Source organism: Gordonia sp. SL306 (assembly GCF_026625785.1).
Lineage (GTDB): Bacteria > Actinomycetota > Actinomycetes > Mycobacteriales > Mycobacteriaceae > Gordonia.
The window spans coordinates 3,774,786-3,791,651 of record NZ_CP113063.1; the positions used below are offsets into that span (position 1 = coordinate 3,774,786).

Here is a 16,866-nt window from a genome sequence, read left to right on the forward strand (position 1 = left end):
GCGCATGACCGTGACAACCCCCCTCGCCGACCTCGGCGACGACGCGACGACCCTGCCCGGGATCACCCGAATCGAGAGTCATCCTCGGCAGGTGGCCACACCGGTGCTCGTGGACCGGCTGCGGTCGGTCTATCCCCATCAGCAGATCTACGGTGACTACTGCCCGGTGCAGGGGTATGTGGACGCACCACCTCGTGAGTTGTACAGCTGGCTGTCGGACACGCGGTCTCTGGAGGAGTGGACCTACAGTCTGCGCGGATTCGTCCCCACCGATGAACCGGGACTGTGGCTCGGGCACGACCGCCTCGGTGATCACACCGAGATCTACACCCGCACGATCGCCAATCCCCATGCGATGACGGTCGACTACCACTGTGCGTGGGATCAGGGCAAGCATCTCTGGATGATCTACCTGATGCGGGTGGTGGACGCCCAGGTGGTGCTGGACAAACCGGGGTCGGTGGTCCTGTGGAACAACTGCCATCACCCGTTCTACGACGAGAACCCCTATCCCGAGACGGCACCGCCGGAACGTCCGGTGTGGGTGGGGGACTTCTGGGACATGTTCTCCGCCGGTCACCAACTCGAACTCGAGAACCTCACGGCCATCGCCGAGTACCGGCACCACAACGGCCTGCCCATCACCCCGGAATGGATGCGATCATGACATATGCTGCACCACAAGCGATGCTGGTCGATCTGGCCACCTATCTGCCGGAGAACAGGGTGCCCGCAGCCTATTACGCGCAGTTCGCGGAGGACGACGATCTCGTCGACAACGTGATGTTCCGGGCGCCCGCGTTCCGGCATCATGCGGCGGACGGGGAGACCTCGGCCGACATGATGTTGTCCGCGGCGCGTGTGCTCACCGAGCGGCACGGCGACGATTTCTTCGACGACGTGGACGTGGTGCTCACACACAGTCAGCTCCCCGAGGTACCGGTCCGCGGTTGCGGTGGCGAGGTGGCGCATCGGCTCGGATTGCGGCCGTCGACCGTTCTCGACGTACACAACGGCGGGTGCGCGGCGTTCATCCACATGATCGACCTCGCATCGGCTCTGCTGCGCGCCAACGGCGGTCGACGGGCGCTGCTCGGACTCGCGCAGAACAGCGCGGCGCAGGTGTTCACCCAGGAACAGGTACGCGGTAAGGCACAGGCGGCCATCCCCGGTGACGGTTCGGCGGTTGCCGTTCTCACCCTCGACGGCGATCGCGGCAGCCCGGTCCTGGGTCTGACCTGCCGGTCATACGGCCAGTACTCGGGCGACATGACCGGGGTGTCCGAGCCGCAGCGAAAGTACTGGGAGGCCGGTCCGGGACAGATTCACATCGGATTCACCGAGGCGAAGATCGCGAAGGTTCTCGCCCGTGGCAATCGGATGGTGCCCGAGGTCGCGATCGAGGTGGCCGACACCATCGGCATCGCTCCCGCCGATCTCGACTGGTTCGTCACCAATCAGCCGAACCGGATCTTCTTGCGCAATTGGCGTGAGGCGCTGGAGCTCCCGGAGGATCGGCACCCCGACACCTTCGACGAGTGCGGCAATCTGTTCGCGGTCGGTATCCCGGTCACGCTCGACACGGCGATCACCGACGGTCGGATCCGGGAGGGCGAGGTGGTGATGACTGCCGCGTTCGCGCACGCAGGCGATTTCGCCGCCGCAGCCGCTCTCCGCTGGGGTGGCCGTCCATGAGTCCGCCGCTCGATCCGGCAGACGAGCCGTGGCCGCTGGCCCGGCTCGACCTCAACGAATCTGCCTATGCGCCACTGCCGGCCGTGGCCGCGGTGCTGGGCGACGTCATGGCCGAGGCCAACCGGTATCCCGATTTCCTGCCGGATCGGACTCGCGGCCAGATCGCCGACCACCTCGGTGTACCGCACCGGCAGGTGACCGTGGGCGCGGGCGCCACCGGAGTCGCGTTGTCCGCGTTTCAGGTCTGTATGCGCCGTGCCGCGGAAGCCGGTATCCGCGCGCCGTCGCTGGTGACGGCGGTGCCGACCTTCGACGGATACCCGATCCTCGCGGAGATGGTCGGCCTGCGTGTCGACGGAGTGGCCCTGGCCGACGACGGCAGCCTCGATCTCGATGCGCTGCGGGCCGCGGTGACCGACGACACGGTGGCGGTGGTGGTGTGCTCCCCGCACAACCCCACGGGCTCGACCGTCGCGCCCCAGGCGCTCTACGAGTTCATCGATGCGATGCCGCCGCAGGTGCTCACCCTGGTCGATCAGGCGTATGTCGAGTTCTGTGACAACCCGCCCGACCTGCATCTGCTCGTCGACATCCGCGACGATGTGCTGGCGCTGCGGACCTTCTCCAAGGCCTACGGACTCGCCGCGCTGCGGGTCGGATTCGGCATCGGGGACATCGGCGTGGTGTCGGAGGTGCGCCGTCACGAGGTGCCGTTCGCGGTGGGGCCGGCCGCGATGGCCGCGGTCCCGGTCGCACTCGCGGCGGAAGTCGAACTCGCGCAGCGTGTTCGATCGATGAAGGAGGAGCGCGAGCGATTGGCGGACATGCTTGCGGCCATCGGCTGCCCGACCCTGCCGAGTCAGGCCAATTTCCTGTTCCTGCCGGGCGCCGAGGGCGTTGCCATCGGCCGGCTGCTGCGGAGTTGCGGCGTGGCGACCAAGGAGTGCGGAAACCACGGGATGCGTATCACGGTCGGCGATCGCGCCGGCATCGACTACGTCGTCCAGGCCCTTCGATTGACGGCCCTGACTGCCTGAGGCCGGCACGCGGGGCATCGTCGGTCGGTTGCGAATCGGAGTTCCCCTTCCCCGGCAGGTAGGTTGGTGAGCCGTGAGCGCGACGACACGGCAGAAGATCTTGATCACGGGAGCGAGCTCCGGGCTCGGCGAGGGCATGGCACGACAGTTCGCCGACAAAGGGCGCGATCTGGCCTTGTGCGCTCGCCGCCTCGACAGGCTCGATGCGCTGGCCGACGAGCTGCGACCGACGGCTGGGCGGGTTGCCACGGCTCGACTCGATGTCACCGACACAGATTCCGTCCCGGGGGTCTTCACTGAGCTCGCCGACGAGATCGGCGGACTCGACAGGGTCATCGTCAACGCGGGGCTGGGCAAGGGCGCGCCGATCGGAACGGGGATGGCATCGGCGAACATCGAGACCGTGCAGACGAATCTGGTCGGCGCTCTGGCGCAGGTCGAGGCCGCGATGGAGATCTTCCGGGCGCAGGATCACGGACATCTCGTGCTGGTCAGCTCGATGAGTGCCGTCCGCGGACTGCCCAGGGCGCAGGCGGCGTACTCGGCATCCAAAGCGGGCCTCGCCACGCTGGGGCAGGGGTTGCAGGCGGAGTTCGCAGGCTCGGCGATCACCATCTCGATCTTGCTGCCGGGATACATCGAGACCGACATCAACCGCGGAGTCGAGACCGCCATGATGACGGGCACGGAGCAGGGGGTCAGAGCGATGGTGTCCGCCATCGAGAACGAATCCTCGTGGGCGCCGGTGCCGCGGTGGCCGTGGATACCGATCGCCGCGGCGCTTCATCATCTCCCGCCGGCCATCACCCGCCGGATGGTCTAGACCGCGGGGTCGCAGCCGTTCGGATCAGCCCGGTGCCGGTGCCGGTGCCGGTGCCGGAGAGCCTGCCGACGAGGGTGGCGCGCCGGTCGGCGACCAGACCACCGGCGACGATTTGTAGTCCAGCGCGGGATCTCCCGTCGTATCGGCCCAGTAGATGACCTGACGGAGTCGCTGACCCGGGTCGGCCACCGCGACCAGGCAGGTCGCATACGATTCGCCGCGCCGCATCTGCGGCGGCGGCGTGGTGACCGGGCATTTCGCCAGACCCGGGGTGGGGGACATCGTCAATGCGGGGGTCCTCCCGTCCGCGCTCGCACTCAGACCGATCACACCCGGCGCCGCTGCCGCCCTGGTCGCGAGCGATGTCACCGTCACATAGAGGTAGTACGGGGCGCCGCCCTTGGTGGTGTTCTCGGGCACGCCCTCGGCCGGGGTGATCCCGGTGACCGTGTACATCGCCAGCGGTCCCGTCTCCGCGAACGCATCGGCGGGCAGTACGGCATCTTCCCCGAAGGTGAGTCCGGTGCCCGGTGCGGAACGGGCGCTCTGTCCGGCCGGCACGGTGACCGCGGCGCTGGTCGGAACCGACGTCGGTGGCTCGACCTCGGCGGTCGTCGACGTCGCGCACGCCGCGGTCGTCGTCAGCGCAGCCACCAGGCACACCGCGGGCAACACGCGGCGGGTCGCATACATCACCGTGGGTGAGAGTCTCACGTTGCGTAAGGTAACCGATGTGTCGGCAAAGCAGGGGCAGGTTGTGGCCAATGGCGCGTTTCAATTGTTCGGTGAACGCCGTCGTGACGAGATCGGTGACCTTCTGACGGACATCTTCGGGCGCGACGATGTGACCGCGCTCGGCGCGGACTGGCGTGGCATCGTCTATTTCACGCTCGACGACGACTCGGAACTGTCGTCCGACACCGTGGTCGGCTTCGACGCGTCCAGTGGCAGCAGCGGTCCGCTGACCTCGGTGGACGAGGTTCTCGATGCCGTGCGCACCGGTGACATCGCGGAAGCGGTCGACGTCGCCAGTTTCGACGCCTGGCGAACGGCCACCGGGCAGCGGTCGATCGACATGGGCGACTGTGTGCCGCCTTCGGTATTCGAGTTCATGGGTGGCGATCCGGCGGAACGGTCCACGGAGCCACAGGATCTCATCACCTTCATCGCGGTGGCCGCGGCCCTGGTGGGCCGCATGGAAGCCCTCGGCGTGGAGCCCGGAGACGAGATCCCCGACGAAGTGTTCGACGAGACTCGCTGGCAGTGATCGTCACCGCGCCCGGCCGCGATGCTCGCGATACCATCGTACGAGCTCGTCGGTCGACGAATCCTCTTGTGGCGCAGGCGATTGTTCCTCGACAATGATCCCGAGAAGTTCCTTGGCCTGCGTCTTGCCGAGTTCGACGCCCCACTGATCGAACGGGTTGATACCCCAGATCATCCCCTCCACGAACACCTGGTGCTCGTACAGGGCGATCAGCTGCCCGATGACCGACGGGGTCAACCGGGGGGCGAGGATCGACGTGGACGGCCGGTTGCCGGGCATCACCTTGTGCGCCACCACATTCGGCGGGACACCCTCGTCGGCGATCTCGTCGGCGGTCTTGCCGAAGGCCAGCACCTTGGTCTGCGCGAAGTAGTTGCTCATCAGCAGATCGTGCATGGAGCCGGTTCCGTCGGCGGTCGGCAGATCGTCGGTGGGTTCGGCGAACCCGATGAAATCGGCGGGGATCATCCGGGTGCCCTGATGGAGCAGCTGATAGAAGGCGTGCTGCCCGTTGGTGCCCGGTTCACCCCAGAACACCTCGCCGGTGTCGGTGGTGACGTGATGGCCGTGTGCTGTCACGGATTTGCCGTTGGACTCCATGGTCAGCTGCTGCAAATACGCCGCGAAGCGGGCCATGTCGTCGGAATAGGGGAGCACCACGCGCGACTGGGCATCCCAGAAGTTGTTGTACCAGAGCCCGATCAGGCCCAGGATGACCGGCGCGTTCTGCTCGAGCGGCGCAGTGCGGAAGTGCTCGTCGACGATGTGGAACCCGGACAGGAAGTCGGCGAACCGCTCTTTGCCGATCGCGGCCATCACCGACAGCCCGATCGCCGAGTCCACGGAGTAGCGGCCGCCCACCCAGTCCCAGAACCCGAACATGTTGACGGTGTCGATGCCGAACTTCGCCACCTCGTCGGCGTTGGTGCTGACGGCGACGAAGTGTTTGGCCACCGCGTCGTCGCCTGCACCGAGTTCCTTCAGGAGCCAGGTGCGCGCCGCCGCCGCGTTGGTCAGCGTCTCGAGTGTGGTGAACGTCTTGGAGGCGATGACGAACAGCGTGGTCTCCGCGTCGAGTTCGGCAAGGGTGCCGACCATGTCGGCCGGGTCGACATTGGACACGAAATGGCAGTGGATGCCTGCGTCGACATAGTGACGCAGCGCCCGATAGACCATCACCGGGCCGAGATCGGAGCCGCCGATGCCGATGTTGACGACATCGGTGATGGGTTTGCCGGTGTGCCCCTTCCACTCTCCGCTGCGTAGCTTGTCGGTGAACGCGCCCATGGCGGTGAGGACTTCGTGGACGTCGGCGACCACGTCCTGGCCGTCGACATGCAGCGAGGCGTCGGCCGGTAGACGCAGGGCCGTGTGCAGGACCGCGCGATCCTCCGAGGTGTTGATGTGTTGGCCGGCGAACATGTCGTCGCGACGATCCTCGAGCCCGACCTCGCGCGCGAGGCTCGCCAACAGTTCCAGGGTCTCGCGCAGCACGCGATGTTTCGAGTAGTCGATGTGCAGATCCCCGACGTCGACGGTCAATTCCCGCCCGCGCTCGGGGTCGACCGCGAACACCTCGCGCAGATGCATCGCGTACACGTGCGGCTGATGCGCGGCGAGTGCCTGCCAGGATTGGGTCGCGGTGATGTCGTCGTGGTCGCTCGTGTCGAAGTCACTGCCGGAGACGTCACTCATGACGTTCACCCTATGTGGTCGGCGCGCCTGACGGGGCGTGACGTCAGCGGTCGGCGATCGGCGGCGGGACGATTCCGCAGGCGAACCAGGCGCGAGCGCTCAGCGTGAACGGTCCGTCCGGTAGCCGCGGACGGCAGAGGTCGCGTACCTGCTCCTGCTGGTCGGTCGGCAAGGCCGCCAGATGTGCACCGGCCGGCCCGACGCCGAAGGTGAACGGCTGCCAGAAGTCATCGAAGTCCGCGTAGTCGGCGTGAGCGATCAATGCGCCGTCGACGACGTCGCGCAGACCGATCCGGCGGAGACGGGTGGCGATGTCGCCGCGACTGACACCCACCCGCATACGCTCGCCGACGACGTCGGGGTCGAGCTCCCGGGCGCCGTCCCAGAACGTCTCGAGCATCGTCATGCCGCCCTCGTCGAGGTCCCACATGCACGCGGCGGCCACCCCGCCCGGGCGAGTGACGCGTGACATCTCGCGCAGACCCTGATCGGCGTCGGTCATGAACCCGACGACCAGGCACGAGAACGCGGCGTCGAAGTCGTCGTCGGGCCATGGCAGTGCCTCGGCGGTGCCCTGACGGACGTCCGCATCGGGATATCGCTCGTGGCAGGCGGTGACGAACTGGGCAGCCGGGTCGATCGCGGCGACGTGCTGCTCGCCCAGCAGCCGGGCGAGCACACCCGTCAGACCGCCCGGCCCGCAGCCGACGTCGAGGACCCGCTCGGCCTGGTCAACTCCTCCCGCAGCGTCGACCAGGGCGGGGGCAAGTGTCCGGGTGTAGCGGCCCATGAAGCGGTCGTACCCGTCGGCGGGCGACGTGAACATGAGGTCCACTCAACTCCGACGTGAGCGCACGGTCAATCGCGCCGGTCGTGGTGGTCCGAGAGGAATGTGGTCCAAGAGGAATGCGGCAGTTGCAGAAGGGCGCTGTGCGGCAGCGGTTTCGTGTGAGTCGCCCTCAGCGCCCGAGCGGGCCGCGCCCGAGACGCAGCAGCAGCATCGCCAACGTGTGGCCTTCCTGCCCGAGTTCGGCGAAGCGGTCGAGGACCTTCACCTCACGACTGTGGACCAGGCGTGGCCCACCCGAGGCCATCCGGGCGGCCCCGATCTTCTTGGACACTGCCGACCGACGTTTCACCGAGGCCAGGATCATCGCGTCCATGCGATCGATCTCGCCTCGCAGCACATCGATGTCGTCGGGCAACGTCGTGACGTCGGCGGACAGGTCGTAGGCATCCACGTCGAAGCCGCTCGTGGTGCCCGCATCGTCGCCGACCTTGTCGTCGGGGGTGTTGGCGTCGGTCACCCGATCGATTTTGCCACGGGGTCCGATGGCCGTGAGACTGGAGCCCATGCTGAGCAGGGGGACAGTGTCGTCGGTTGCCATCGCGTTGATTCTCGTGCAGCTCGTCGTCCGCGGATGGCTGGCCGCAACCGGCAACTTCTATTGGGACGACCTGGTGCTGATCGGCCGCGCATCGACGCTCCCGATCCTCAGCTGGGACTACCTCGGCCACAGCCACGACGGGCATTTCATGCCTGCCGCGTTCCTGCTGGCGGGCCTGTCCACGGTGATCGCGCCGGTGAACTGGCTGGTGCCGGCGATCAGCATGATGGTGCTGCAGGCCATCGCCTCGCTCTCGGTGTGGCGGATGATTCGCGTGATCGCCGGCCCGCGAGCAGGGGTGGCGGCGCTCGCCGCACTGACCTTCTACCTGTTCAGCCCGATGACCGTGCCGGCGTTCGCCTGGTGGGCGGCCGCACTCAACACGTTGCCGATGCAGGCCGCGATGGCCTGGATCGTCGCGGACGCGGTGCTGCTGACCAGGTCGCGTGGCCGTCGACCCGACGCCCGGATGATCGTGATCCGGTCGTCGGTGGTGTTCGTGATCGCTCTGACGTTCTTCGAGAAGTCGCTGTTCATCCTTCCGGTGGCATTCGTCGCGGCCGTGCTCGCAGCCCGTTTCACCGGTCGTCCGGTCGACGACGCCCCGCGGGAGATCGACAGCGAGGTCGATTCCGGTCCCCCTCGCCCGGACAGTGCCCTGATCAGGGCATTCACCAGTGCGCGCGCACTGTGGGCGTCGCTGGCAGTCGTCTTCGTGGCGTGGGCGGTGGTGTTCTTCTCCGTCTCCGACGCGACCGCGGGGCAGCACTCGGCGACGCAGACCGTGAGGCTGGTGTGGCGGTCGATCAATGACGCGGTCATCCCGTCACTGGTCGGCGGCCCCTGGGAATGGGAGCGCTGGGTGCCGAGCCCGCCCATGGGATTCCCGCCGGTCTGGATGATCGTCCTGGGCTGGGTGGTCCTCGCCGCGCTGGTGTGGTGGGCGATCACACGTCGTCGGGGCGCGGCTGCGGTCCTGCTGTGTACGGCCGTCTACGTCGTCGGCGCCCAGATTCCGGTGTTGTGGAACCGATCGAGCGCCAACACCGCACTCGAACTCGCGCAGACCATGCGGTACCTCCCCGACGCCGCGCTCGTGATCACCATCGCGATCGCACTGATCGTCGCGTCGCCGGCAACGGCGCCCGGTGAGGCCGCGCGCCACGGCGGTGCCACGGAGTCACGACGACTGGCCCCGGTCATCGTGCCGCTGGCCGGTGCGCTCGCCGTGGTGTCGGCGGTGATCTCGCTGGTGTCCTTCTCGACGTCGTGGCGCGACGATCCGACCGGGGACTATCTCGCCAACGCGAAGCGCTCGCTTGCCGCGAACCGGGATCATCCGATGTTCGATCAGTCGCTTCCGCTGGAAGTGCTCCTGCCCGTTGCGTATCCGAACAATCAGATCAGTCACACCTTCGGGCGTGTGCGGGATCGTCCGGATTTCGCCGCGACGACCGACCGGCTGAACGTTCTCGACAACGCAGGCAACATGGTGCCCGGCGCCGTCACGCCCGCTCGCGCCGTCCGGCCGGGCCGGGGGTCGTGCAGCCGACCCGAGGTGACGGGTCCACGGCGGCTCGTCCTCGATGGTCCACTGCTGCAATGGCGTTGGACAGTCGCGGTCAGCTACTGCGCCGACATGGACGGTGACGTCGACATGGCGCTCGACGGCGGCCGCACCGTTCGCGTGCCGGTGCGCGCCGGATTGCACGTCGCCTATGTCCAGCTCGAGGGCCGGGGTCGGCACGTCGGCGTGCGGCCGGTGACGCCAGGGCTCTCGCTGCACACCGGGGAGGGCCGGGTCGGCGAGGTCGCCGAGGCCAGGCTCGTCGGCTGAGCCTGCTCTCAGGCGTCGTTCAGCGGGGTGGAGAACACCTTCAGCTTCTCCGGACTGGCCCCCTCGGTGAGCGCCAGGATGCGCAGCGCGGTGGCGACCTCGTCCTCCGCGGCGACGTAGGTGATCTCGCGATCCCCGGCGGCGGCCAGCTGTTGCTTGAGTTGCTTGGTCAGCAGCGCGGTGCCCGGCCAGCTCGGATCCAGCCGTCCCAGTACGACGTGCTGCGCGTATCCCGGGCCGAACGAGACGAAGAGATTTCCCTCGGGCCCGACGCCGTCGAATACGTAGTCGCCCTGCTCGACGCCGTAGCTGCTGGGGAAGCCGGCCACCTGATCGCTGTAGCGGGCGGCGTCGAACTTCTTGGAACCGGTGCGCACCATGGTGATCGGCGTGGTGGACGACTTCTCCTGGCTGTCGATGTACTCGTTCAGTTCGGCGGCGCCGACGTCGACGAACGGAAGGAACCGGACCGACGTGTCGGTTCTGACCCCACGCGAACCCGGTGGAAGGTTCGTTGCGGCACAGGTTGTCTCGGCCCGGCCACCGAACGGGGTGCTGACGACCCGGGAGCAGATCCCGCCGCGCTCACCGGGTCTGAGGTCGTCGACGGCGAATCGTACGGTGATCCCGAAGTTCACGTGACCGGCCACACCGCGCATGTCGGTCGCGACGTCGGGGTCCAGTGCGCCGTTGACGGCGATGACGAACCCGCACGAGGCCGGCGTGCAGCTGCCGCCGGCGCGGCTGTTGACGGCATTGTCGCTCAGTGGCACCGCCGGGGCGGGCACGCTGGTCAGCTGCGGAACCAGCGACCGCTCTTCGGTGAACAGCGTGCCCAGCTCGCCGGCGGGCAGCAGGGTCACGTCGGTGTCGACGGTGACGGTGGTGTCCGAGCGGGTGAACTCTCCCTTGATGTGGGTGACCCGCTTGGTCGTCGGATCGAACGTCGTCTCCATTGAACCGACCCGGACCCGGTCGTCGCCGATGCCGGTGATGACGGGATCGGTGGTCGGCCAGGATCGCGCGTCGGGCAGTCCCTTGTTTGGTGCGGGTATTTCCAGACCGAACTCGGGTGTCTTGACGCGTTCGGTGTTTCCGATCCGCCCGGCGAGCAGAACCGGCGACAAGAGGTAGCCGAGGTCCGGCAGACCGGAGTAGCGCAGGTTGCTCCACTTGTTGTCGGTCACGCCGAGATCGAGCCGGGTGGCGACGGGCGCGGTCCCGAACAGGTCGGACCACAGTTTCGCCGGACCGTTGACGTAGCGGTAGTTGCCGATCTGACGGTATTGAGCGGTCGACGATTCGTAGGTGATGGTGCCTGCGGCATTCTTGGTCGATGCCACCGTGAGGTCGGTGAAGTCGACCGTGCGGGGCTTCGCGTCGGCGCCGACGCCGGTGGTGGTGAGCGATCCCGAGTACCGGGCGCCCGGGCTGCCGCCCAGTTGGAAGGCGACGTCGTCGAGCTCCTGCTGGGCCGTGAAGGCCGCGGTGGGCGCGCCCGATCCGTCGGTCGGGAACGGTACGACCGCCCCCACGAGCGCTGCAATCAGCGCGAGCAGCCCGATACCGAACACCAGCACGGGGACGGTGTTGGACTGACGCTTCATCGCAGACCCCTCTTCACATGCCGCGACCGCCCGCGACGACCTCCGCATGACAGCAGACCACAGAGAAGGCGGTCGGCAACATGCGCTGGATGAATGACCCCCGGGGATACCGAACTCCCGATTTCGGGCATATCGTAACCGAGCGCGGATGCCGCGAGCGGTCGAGCGGGCCGACGCATGATCGCGTGGAGCGGGCGAGCCGATCCGGTCGTGTCGCAGCCCCGGAGTAACCTGAACCCCGATGACAAGCTCCACCCGCGAAACGGCCCAGACCTCCCAGGACTCCGGCACCGGAATCGCGTCCGACGATCGCACCGCCCGTCTCCTCGATGGTCTCAACCCGCAGCAACGGGCGGCGGTCCTGCATGCCGGTGGGCCGTTGCTGATCGTGGCAGGCGCAGGTTCGGGCAAGACGGCGGTCCTGACGCGCAGGATCGCCTACCTGCTGGCCGAACGCGACACGACGCCCGGCCAGATCTTGGCGATCACCTTCACCAACAAGGCCGCCGCCGAGATGCGCGAACGCGTGATCGATCTGGTCGGCCCGCGTGCCGCGTACATGTGGGTGTCGACGTTCCACGCCACCTGCGTGCGGATCCTGCGCGCACAGTCGGCACTGCTCGGTGCGCGTAACTCGAACTTCTCGATCTACGACGCGGATGATTCGAAACGGTTGCTGGGCATGATCATCCGTGACATGCAGCTCGATCCGAAGAAGTTCAGTCCGCGTGGCGTCTCGGTGAACATCTCGAATCTCAAGAACGAGCTCATCGATCCCGATGCGGCGTTGGCCGCGGCGTCCGATGCTGAGCCCTCGGTGTTGGTGGTGGCCCAGATCTATGCGGAGTATCAACGCCGCCTGCAGACTGCGAATGCCTTCGACTTCGACGATCTGATAGGCGAGACCGTGGCACTCCTCCAGCGTCATCCGGAGGTCGCGGAGTACTACCGGCGCCGATTCCGCCACGTGATGGTCGACGAGTACCAGGACACCAACCACGCTCAATACGTCTTCATCCGCGAGTTGGTCGGCGACGAGGACTCCGACTCGCCGGTGCCGCCGTCGGAATTGTGCGTGGTCGGCGACGCCGATCAGTCGATCTACGCGTTCCGCGGCGCGACGATCCGCAACATCGAGGAATTCGAACGCGACTTCCCGAACGCCGAGAGCATCCTGCTCGAGCAGAACTATCGCTCCACCCAGACGATCCTGTCGGCGGCGAACGCCGTCATCGCGCAGAACACGAACCGGCGCGAGAAGCGATTGTGGACTGATTCGGGGGACGGCGAGCTGATCGTCGGTTACGTCGCCGACTCCGATCGCGACGAATCGTTGTTCATCGCAAAGGAGATCGAGGATCTCACCGACTATTCGATCGGCGGCTCGTCGAGCCATTCGTACTCCGACATCGCCGTGTTCTATCGCACCAACACGGGGTCCCGATCGCTCGAAGAGGTCTTTGTACGGCACGGTATCCCGTACAAGGTGGTCGGCGGGACGAAGTTCTACGAGCGCAAAGAGGTGCGCGACGTCGTCGCCTACCTGCGGGTGGTGGCCAACCCCGACGACTCGGTCAGTCTGCGACGCATTCTCAACACCCCGCGCCGCGGTATCGGAGACCGGGCCGAGGCCTGCGTGGCGGTGCATGCGGAGAATCGGGGGATCGGTTTCTACGAGGCGCTCGTGGAAGGTGCTGCAGGAAACGTGCCACTGCTGAACACCCGTGCGGTGAAGCAGATCGGTGGATTCGTGGAGCTCATCGAAGGTCTGCGCAACGACTTTCTCGCGACCTTCGGCGCGGCGGGTGAGGCGAGCGAGGATGTCGCCGTCGTCGACGCCACGGAGGAGGGTGCCGACATCGGTGAGCTCGTCGACGCCATCGTCGAGCGGACCGGTTACCGGACCGAACTCGAGGCGTCCCGCGATCCCCAGGACGGCGCCCGGCTCGACAACATCAACGAATTGGTGGCAGTGGCAAGGGAATTCAGTGCCGATGCCGCCGGGTTGTCCGCCGACGACACGACAGATGTCGACGACGATGGGATCGACGGGCGTCCGGACAACGACGGCGAACCGGAGCCCGGATCGCTCGCGGCCTTCTTGGAGAAGGTCTCGCTCGTCGCCGACGCCGATCAGGTGCCAGACGAGGGTGAGGGAGTTGTCACCATGATGACGCTCCACACCGCGAAGGGCCTCGAGTTCCCGGTCGTGTTCGTAACCGGTTGGGAAGACGGCCATTTCCCGCATCTGCGCGCCCTGGGTGACCCTGCCGAGCTCAGCGAGGAACGACGGCTCGCCTATGTCGGGATCACGCGTGCCAAGGAGCGTCTCTACCTCACCCGGTCGGTGATGAGGTCGTCCTGGGGTCAGCCGGTGTCGAATCCGGAATCCCGCTTCCTGCAGGAGATCCCGCAGCATCTGCTGGATTGGCGACGGACCGAACCGCGCCGCTCGGCGAGCAGACACCTGTCCTCGAGTGGCGGAGTGTTCGGTCGTGGTGACTCGGGCTTCGGGGGCGGCGGCTTCGGCGGCGATCGCGGAAGGTCGTCGTACTCATCGGACCCGACGCGGGGCCGGAACAAGCAGGTGCACTACGACGTCGGGGATCGAATCAGCCACCCGAAGTACGGCATGGGCAAGGCGGTGGCCAAAGAGGGCAGTGGTGCGACGGAACGCATCACGTTCGACTTCGGCGGGAACGTCGGACGGGTCACGCTGCTGACCGCAGGAGGGCTTCCGGGCGACAAGCTCTAGGCTCGCCCGGCTCCCGGTTCGTCGTGTACACGCGGACGACGACCGGCCAGGCAGTCAGGGTGTGATCAGCCGCTGAAGTTGGCGAGCTTCACGCCGTGCTCGGCGAGCCAGGGTGCGGGATCGATCTTGGTGTTCCCGTTCTTCCAGACCTCGAAGTGGCAGTGCGGGCCGGTCGAGAAACCCTCGCTGCCGACGAGTGCGATGACATCGCCCGCGGTGACGTGCTGGCCCTTCTGGACCAGCACACCCGACGATGCCATGTGGCCGTACATGGTGATCGTTCCGTCCGCGGCCTGGACCTGGACCCAGTTGCCGTAGCCCGATGCGGGACCGGCCTCGACGACGACGCCGTCGGTGGCGGCGTGGATCGGGGTGCCGAGAGGTGCGGCGAGGTCGATCCCGCCGTGGAAGCTGCCCCAGCGGTTCGCGTACGTGGATGTGAAGTCGTAGTTGCCGAGCGGGATGGGCGACTCGAACAGCGGGCGACGGAGAAGGTTCTCGCGCTGCTCTTCGGCGGCTGCGCGCTGCTTGCCCACGGCCAATTGGTCGGTGAAGGTGTTCATGTCCTTCGCCGGGGTGGCGGCCGCGACGCCGGGCCCGAGGTCGGGTGCCTCGCCGGTCGTGTCGACGTTGGCGGCATTCGTGGGTGTGGTGGGCGTGCTGTCGCTGGAACCGACCTGTGCGACCGCGGCGACGGCGGCGCCTGCCGCCATGGCGATCAGCGCAGCGCGGCCGCCCTTGAGGGCGGCCGGGGGAGCGCTGATGCGGTGTTTGCCACCGCGGCGGACAGAGCCGCCCTGGGGGGTGCGCGTGCGGAAGGGCTTGTCATCGGAGACGTGCAGCGGGCGCTCGTCGCTGCCGGCAGTGCTCTCGAGCGAGAAGCTGTCCGGGCGGGCGCCGTCGACGTCGAACGGCTCGTCGTGCTCGTAGGCGTCGAACTCGCTCTCCGGGATCAGGATGTCCTGGGTGATCTCGGAGCGGGTCGGATGGTAGGAGCGGTCCCACGTGCCCGAGTCCCACGTCGTGTCGCCGTCGGTGAAGTCGTCGATCGGGATGATCGTGGTGACGTCCGTGGCGGAACGGTCATCGGTGAAGCGGGCTGAGGACTGCCCGGTGGTCGTGACCGGTCGGTCCGGATTACCGCGTCCCGTCAAGTCGTCCACCTCATCTCTTTGCTAACGAGGACTTCCGGATTGGCGACCGTAATCCTTTTGTGACCAACTGACAGCCGACGGTAACGAATCGATTGCACCAAGTCCAACGGTGCGAGCCCAAAACCTGCGGATATGTGAGCCGCATCACTCCGTGCTCGCCGTGAGCCGACCACTGTGAATTCGGGATCCACGTGGGTGTACGCGCGTTCGGTCTCGCCCCCCGGCAACCGGTCCATGAGAACACGTCCCGATCGGGTGGCGATCGACAGGGTGGTGAGGTGGGCGAGGGGTCACCGAGCGAGTGATCTGTCGCACAAGCGGCGGGTGCGCCGACAGGGGCCATACGCGGCAGGTTTAAAGTCCGATATGGCCCGCAATACACCCCTGCGGTGTTACATCCTTCTGCGGACAAACCTACGAGATGGTGAGCTGAATGGATCTCTTCGAATATCAGGCGAAGGAACTTTTCGCCAAGCACGAGGTGCCCACCTCGGCCGGCCGCGTTACCGACACGGTTGCCGGGGCACGGGAGATTGCTGAGGAAATCGGCAAACCGGTGATGGTCAAGGCCCAGGTGAAGGTGGGGGGCCGCGGTAAGGCGGGCGGCGTGAAGTACTCCGCCGACGTCGACGCCGCGGTGGCGAACGCCGAGTCGATCCTCGGCCTCGACATCAAGGGACATGTCGTCAAGAAACTGCTGGTCGCAGAGGCGAGCGACATCGCCGAGGAGTACTACATCTCCTTCCTGCTCGACCGCACCAACCGCACCTACCTGGCCATGTGCTCCGTGGAGGGTGGTGTCGAGATCGAGGTCACCGCCGAGGAGAATCCCGACGCTCTCGCCAAGATCCCCGTCGACGCCGTCAAGGGTGTCGACCTCGCATTCGCTCGCAGCATCGCCGAGGCCGGCAAGCTGCCCGCCGAGGTGCTCGACGCCGCGGCCGTGACCATCCAGAAGCTGTGGGAGGTCTTCATCAACGAAGATGCTCTCCTGGTGGAGGTCAATCCGCTGGTTCGCACCCCCGACGATCAGATCCTCGCGCTCGACGGCAAGGTCACCCTCGACGCCAACGCCGACTTCCGTCAGCCCGGGCACGAGGCGTTCGAGGACAAGGACGCCACCGATCCTCTGGAGCTCAAGGCCAAGGAGAACGACCTCAACTACGTCAAGCTCGACGGTCAGGTCGGGATCATCGGCAACGGCGCCGGTCTGGTCATGTCGACCCTGGACGTCGTCGCGTACGCCGGTGAGGCACACAAGGGTGTCAAGCCCGCCAACTTCCTCGACATCGGTGGCGGCGCCTCGGCCGAGGTGATGGCCGCAGGCCTGGACGTGATCCTGGGTGACGAGCAGGTCAAGAGCGTGTTCGTCAACGTGTTCGGTGGCATCACCGCCTGCGACGCGGTGGCCAACGGCATCGTCGGTGCGCTGGACAAGCTGGGCTCCGACGCGAACAAGCCACTGGTCGTTCGCCTGGACGGCAACAAGGTCGAAGAAGGCCGCAAGATCCTGGCTGATGCGAACCACCCGCTGGTGACGCTCGCCGAAACGATGGACTCCGGCGCCGACAAGGCCGCCGAACTGGCGAGCAAGTGAGGAATTGAGCC

Annotated in this window: 14 protein-coding genes; 8 read left to right on the forward strand and 6 right to left on the reverse strand. The window is 66.9% G+C overall.

All coding sequences use genetic code 11. The annotated features are described in order from the left end of the window. The first annotated feature begins 4 nt into the window (after positions 1-4). The 4 genes from OVA31_RS17335 to OVA31_RS17350 all read left to right on the forward strand — a co-directional run bounded on the left by OVA31_RS17335 (position 5) and on the right by OVA31_RS17350 (position 3,555). The gene (locus tag OVA31_RS17335) at positions 5-667 is read left to right on the forward strand and encodes an SRPBCC family protein (protein ID WP_267627856.1); all 663 of its coding nucleotides are present in this window, start codon (positions 5-7) and stop codon (positions 665-667) included. Beyond that, positions 664-1,695: a 3-oxoacyl-ACP synthase III family protein gene (locus tag OVA31_RS17340; RefSeq protein WP_267627857.1), complete on the forward strand. Its 1,032-nt coding sequence runs from the start codon at positions 664-666 to the stop codon at positions 1,693-1,695. The genes OVA31_RS17335 and OVA31_RS17340 overlap by 4 nt, the downstream gene beginning before the upstream one ends. Then, positions 1,692-2,732 carry a pyridoxal phosphate-dependent aminotransferase gene (locus OVA31_RS17345; RefSeq protein ID WP_267627859.1) on the forward strand — a complete coding sequence of 347 codons (1,041 nt, stop codon included), beginning with the start codon at positions 1,692-1,694 and terminating at the stop codon, positions 2,730-2,732. The genes OVA31_RS17340 and OVA31_RS17345 overlap by 4 nt, the downstream gene beginning before the upstream one ends. A 73-nt stretch (positions 2,733-2,805) precedes the next feature. Continuing rightward, entirely contained in the window at positions 2,806-3,555 is a 750-nt protein-coding gene (locus OVA31_RS17350) for an SDR family oxidoreductase (protein ID WP_267627860.1), read from the forward strand. Positions 3,556-3,579: 24 nt separating this feature from the next. On the opposite strand, the gene OVA31_RS17355 is transcribed toward OVA31_RS17350, so the two are convergent. Continuing rightward, complete coding sequence (locus tag OVA31_RS17355) at positions 3,580-4,269, reverse strand: hypothetical protein (RefSeq protein WP_267627861.1); 690 nt, start codon at positions 4,267-4,269, stop codon at positions 3,580-3,582. Positions 4,270-4,288: 19 nt separating this feature from the next. Here OVA31_RS17355 and OVA31_RS17360 point away from each other — a divergent pair, with 19 nt between their 5' ends. Then, positions 4,289-4,822, forward strand: coding sequence for a hypothetical protein (locus tag OVA31_RS17360; protein ID WP_267631576.1), 534 nt, complete (start codon positions 4,289-4,291; stop codon positions 4,820-4,822). Positions 4,823-4,825: 3 nt separating this feature from the next. On the opposite strand, the gene pgi is transcribed toward OVA31_RS17360, so the two are convergent. From pgi to OVA31_RS17375, 3 genes are all read right to left on the reverse strand, one after another. Then, positions 4,826-6,517, reverse strand: a complete 1,692-nt coding sequence (gene pgi, locus OVA31_RS17365) for a glucose-6-phosphate isomerase (RefSeq protein WP_267627862.1) — start codon at positions 6,515-6,517, stop codon at positions 4,826-4,828. Positions 6,518-6,560: 43 nt separating this feature from the next. Next, entirely contained in the window at positions 6,561-7,343 is a 783-nt protein-coding gene (locus OVA31_RS17370; protein WP_267627863.1) for a class I SAM-dependent methyltransferase, read from the reverse strand. A 133-nt stretch (positions 7,344-7,476) separates the two neighbouring features. Then, a complete protein-coding gene (locus tag OVA31_RS17375; protein WP_267631577.1) occupies positions 7,477-7,758 on the reverse strand; it encodes a chorismate mutase in 282 nt (93 codons plus the stop codon). A 112-nt stretch (positions 7,759-7,870) separates the two neighbouring features. On the opposite strand from OVA31_RS17375, the gene OVA31_RS17380 reads away from it, so the two are divergent. Beyond that, positions 7,871-9,742 carry a hypothetical protein gene (locus OVA31_RS17380; protein ID WP_267627865.1) on the forward strand — a complete coding sequence of 624 codons (1,872 nt, stop codon included), beginning with the start codon at positions 7,871-7,873 and terminating at the stop codon, positions 9,740-9,742. 8 nt (positions 9,743-9,750) lie between these two features. Here OVA31_RS17380 and OVA31_RS17385 read toward each other — a convergent pair whose 3' ends face one another. Beyond that, positions 9,751-11,349, reverse strand: a complete 1,599-nt coding sequence (locus tag OVA31_RS17385) for a hypothetical protein (protein ID WP_267627867.1) — start codon at positions 11,347-11,349, stop codon at positions 9,751-9,753. A gap of 241 nt (positions 11,350-11,590) precedes the next feature. On the opposite strand from OVA31_RS17385, the gene OVA31_RS17390 reads away from it, so the two are divergent. Then, on the forward strand, positions 11,591-14,104 hold the full coding sequence (locus OVA31_RS17390) for a UvrD-helicase domain-containing protein (RefSeq protein ID WP_267627868.1): 2,514 nt from the start codon (positions 11,591-11,593) through the stop codon (positions 14,102-14,104). Positions 14,105-14,169: 65 nt separating this feature from the next. On the opposite strand, the gene OVA31_RS17395 is transcribed toward OVA31_RS17390, so the two are convergent. Then, positions 14,170-15,267 carry a M23 family metallopeptidase gene (locus OVA31_RS17395; protein ID WP_420714061.1) on the reverse strand — a complete coding sequence of 366 codons (1,098 nt, stop codon included), beginning with the start codon at positions 15,265-15,267 and terminating at the stop codon, positions 14,170-14,172. 424 nt (positions 15,268-15,691) lie between these two features. Here OVA31_RS17395 and sucC point away from each other — a divergent pair, with 424 nt between their 5' ends. Then, a complete protein-coding gene (gene sucC, locus OVA31_RS17400; RefSeq protein ID WP_164306438.1) occupies positions 15,692-16,855 on the forward strand; it encodes an ADP-forming succinate--CoA ligase subunit beta in 1,164 nt (387 codons plus the stop codon). Positions 16,856-16,866: the final 11 nt, after the last annotated feature.

What these genes read in the sequence shown, in the direction of transcription:
- OVA31_RS17335 (WP_267627856.1), top strand. Translation starts at nt 5, where the DNA reads ATGACCGTGACAACCCCCCTCGCCGACCTCGGCGACGACGCGACGACC.
- OVA31_RS17340 (WP_267627857.1), top strand. Translation starts at nt 664, where the DNA reads ATGACATATGCTGCACCACAAGCGATGCTGGTCGATCTGGCCACCTAT.
- OVA31_RS17345 (WP_267627859.1), top strand. Translation starts at nt 1,692, where the DNA reads ATGAGTCCGCCGCTCGATCCGGCAGACGAGCCGTGGCCGCTGGCCCGG.
- pgi (WP_267627862.1), bottom strand. Translation starts at nt 6,517, where the DNA reads ATGAGTGACGTCTCCGGCAGTGACTTCGACACGAGCGACCACGACGAC.
- OVA31_RS17370 (WP_267627863.1), bottom strand. Translation starts at nt 7,343, where the DNA reads ATGTTCACGTCGCCCGCCGACGGGTACGACCGCTTCATGGGCCGCTAC.
- OVA31_RS17380 (WP_267627865.1), top strand. Translation starts at nt 7,871, where the DNA reads ATGCTGAGCAGGGGGACAGTGTCGTCGGTTGCCATCGCGTTGATTCTC.
- OVA31_RS17385 (WP_267627867.1), bottom strand. Translation starts at nt 11,349, where the DNA reads ATGAAGCGTCAGTCCAACACCGTCCCCGTGCTGGTGTTCGGTATCGGG.
- OVA31_RS17390 (WP_267627868.1), top strand. Translation starts at nt 11,591, where the DNA reads ATGACAAGCTCCACCCGCGAAACGGCCCAGACCTCCCAGGACTCCGGC.
- sucC (WP_164306438.1), top strand. Translation starts at nt 15,692, where the DNA reads ATGGATCTCTTCGAATATCAGGCGAAGGAACTTTTCGCCAAGCACGAG.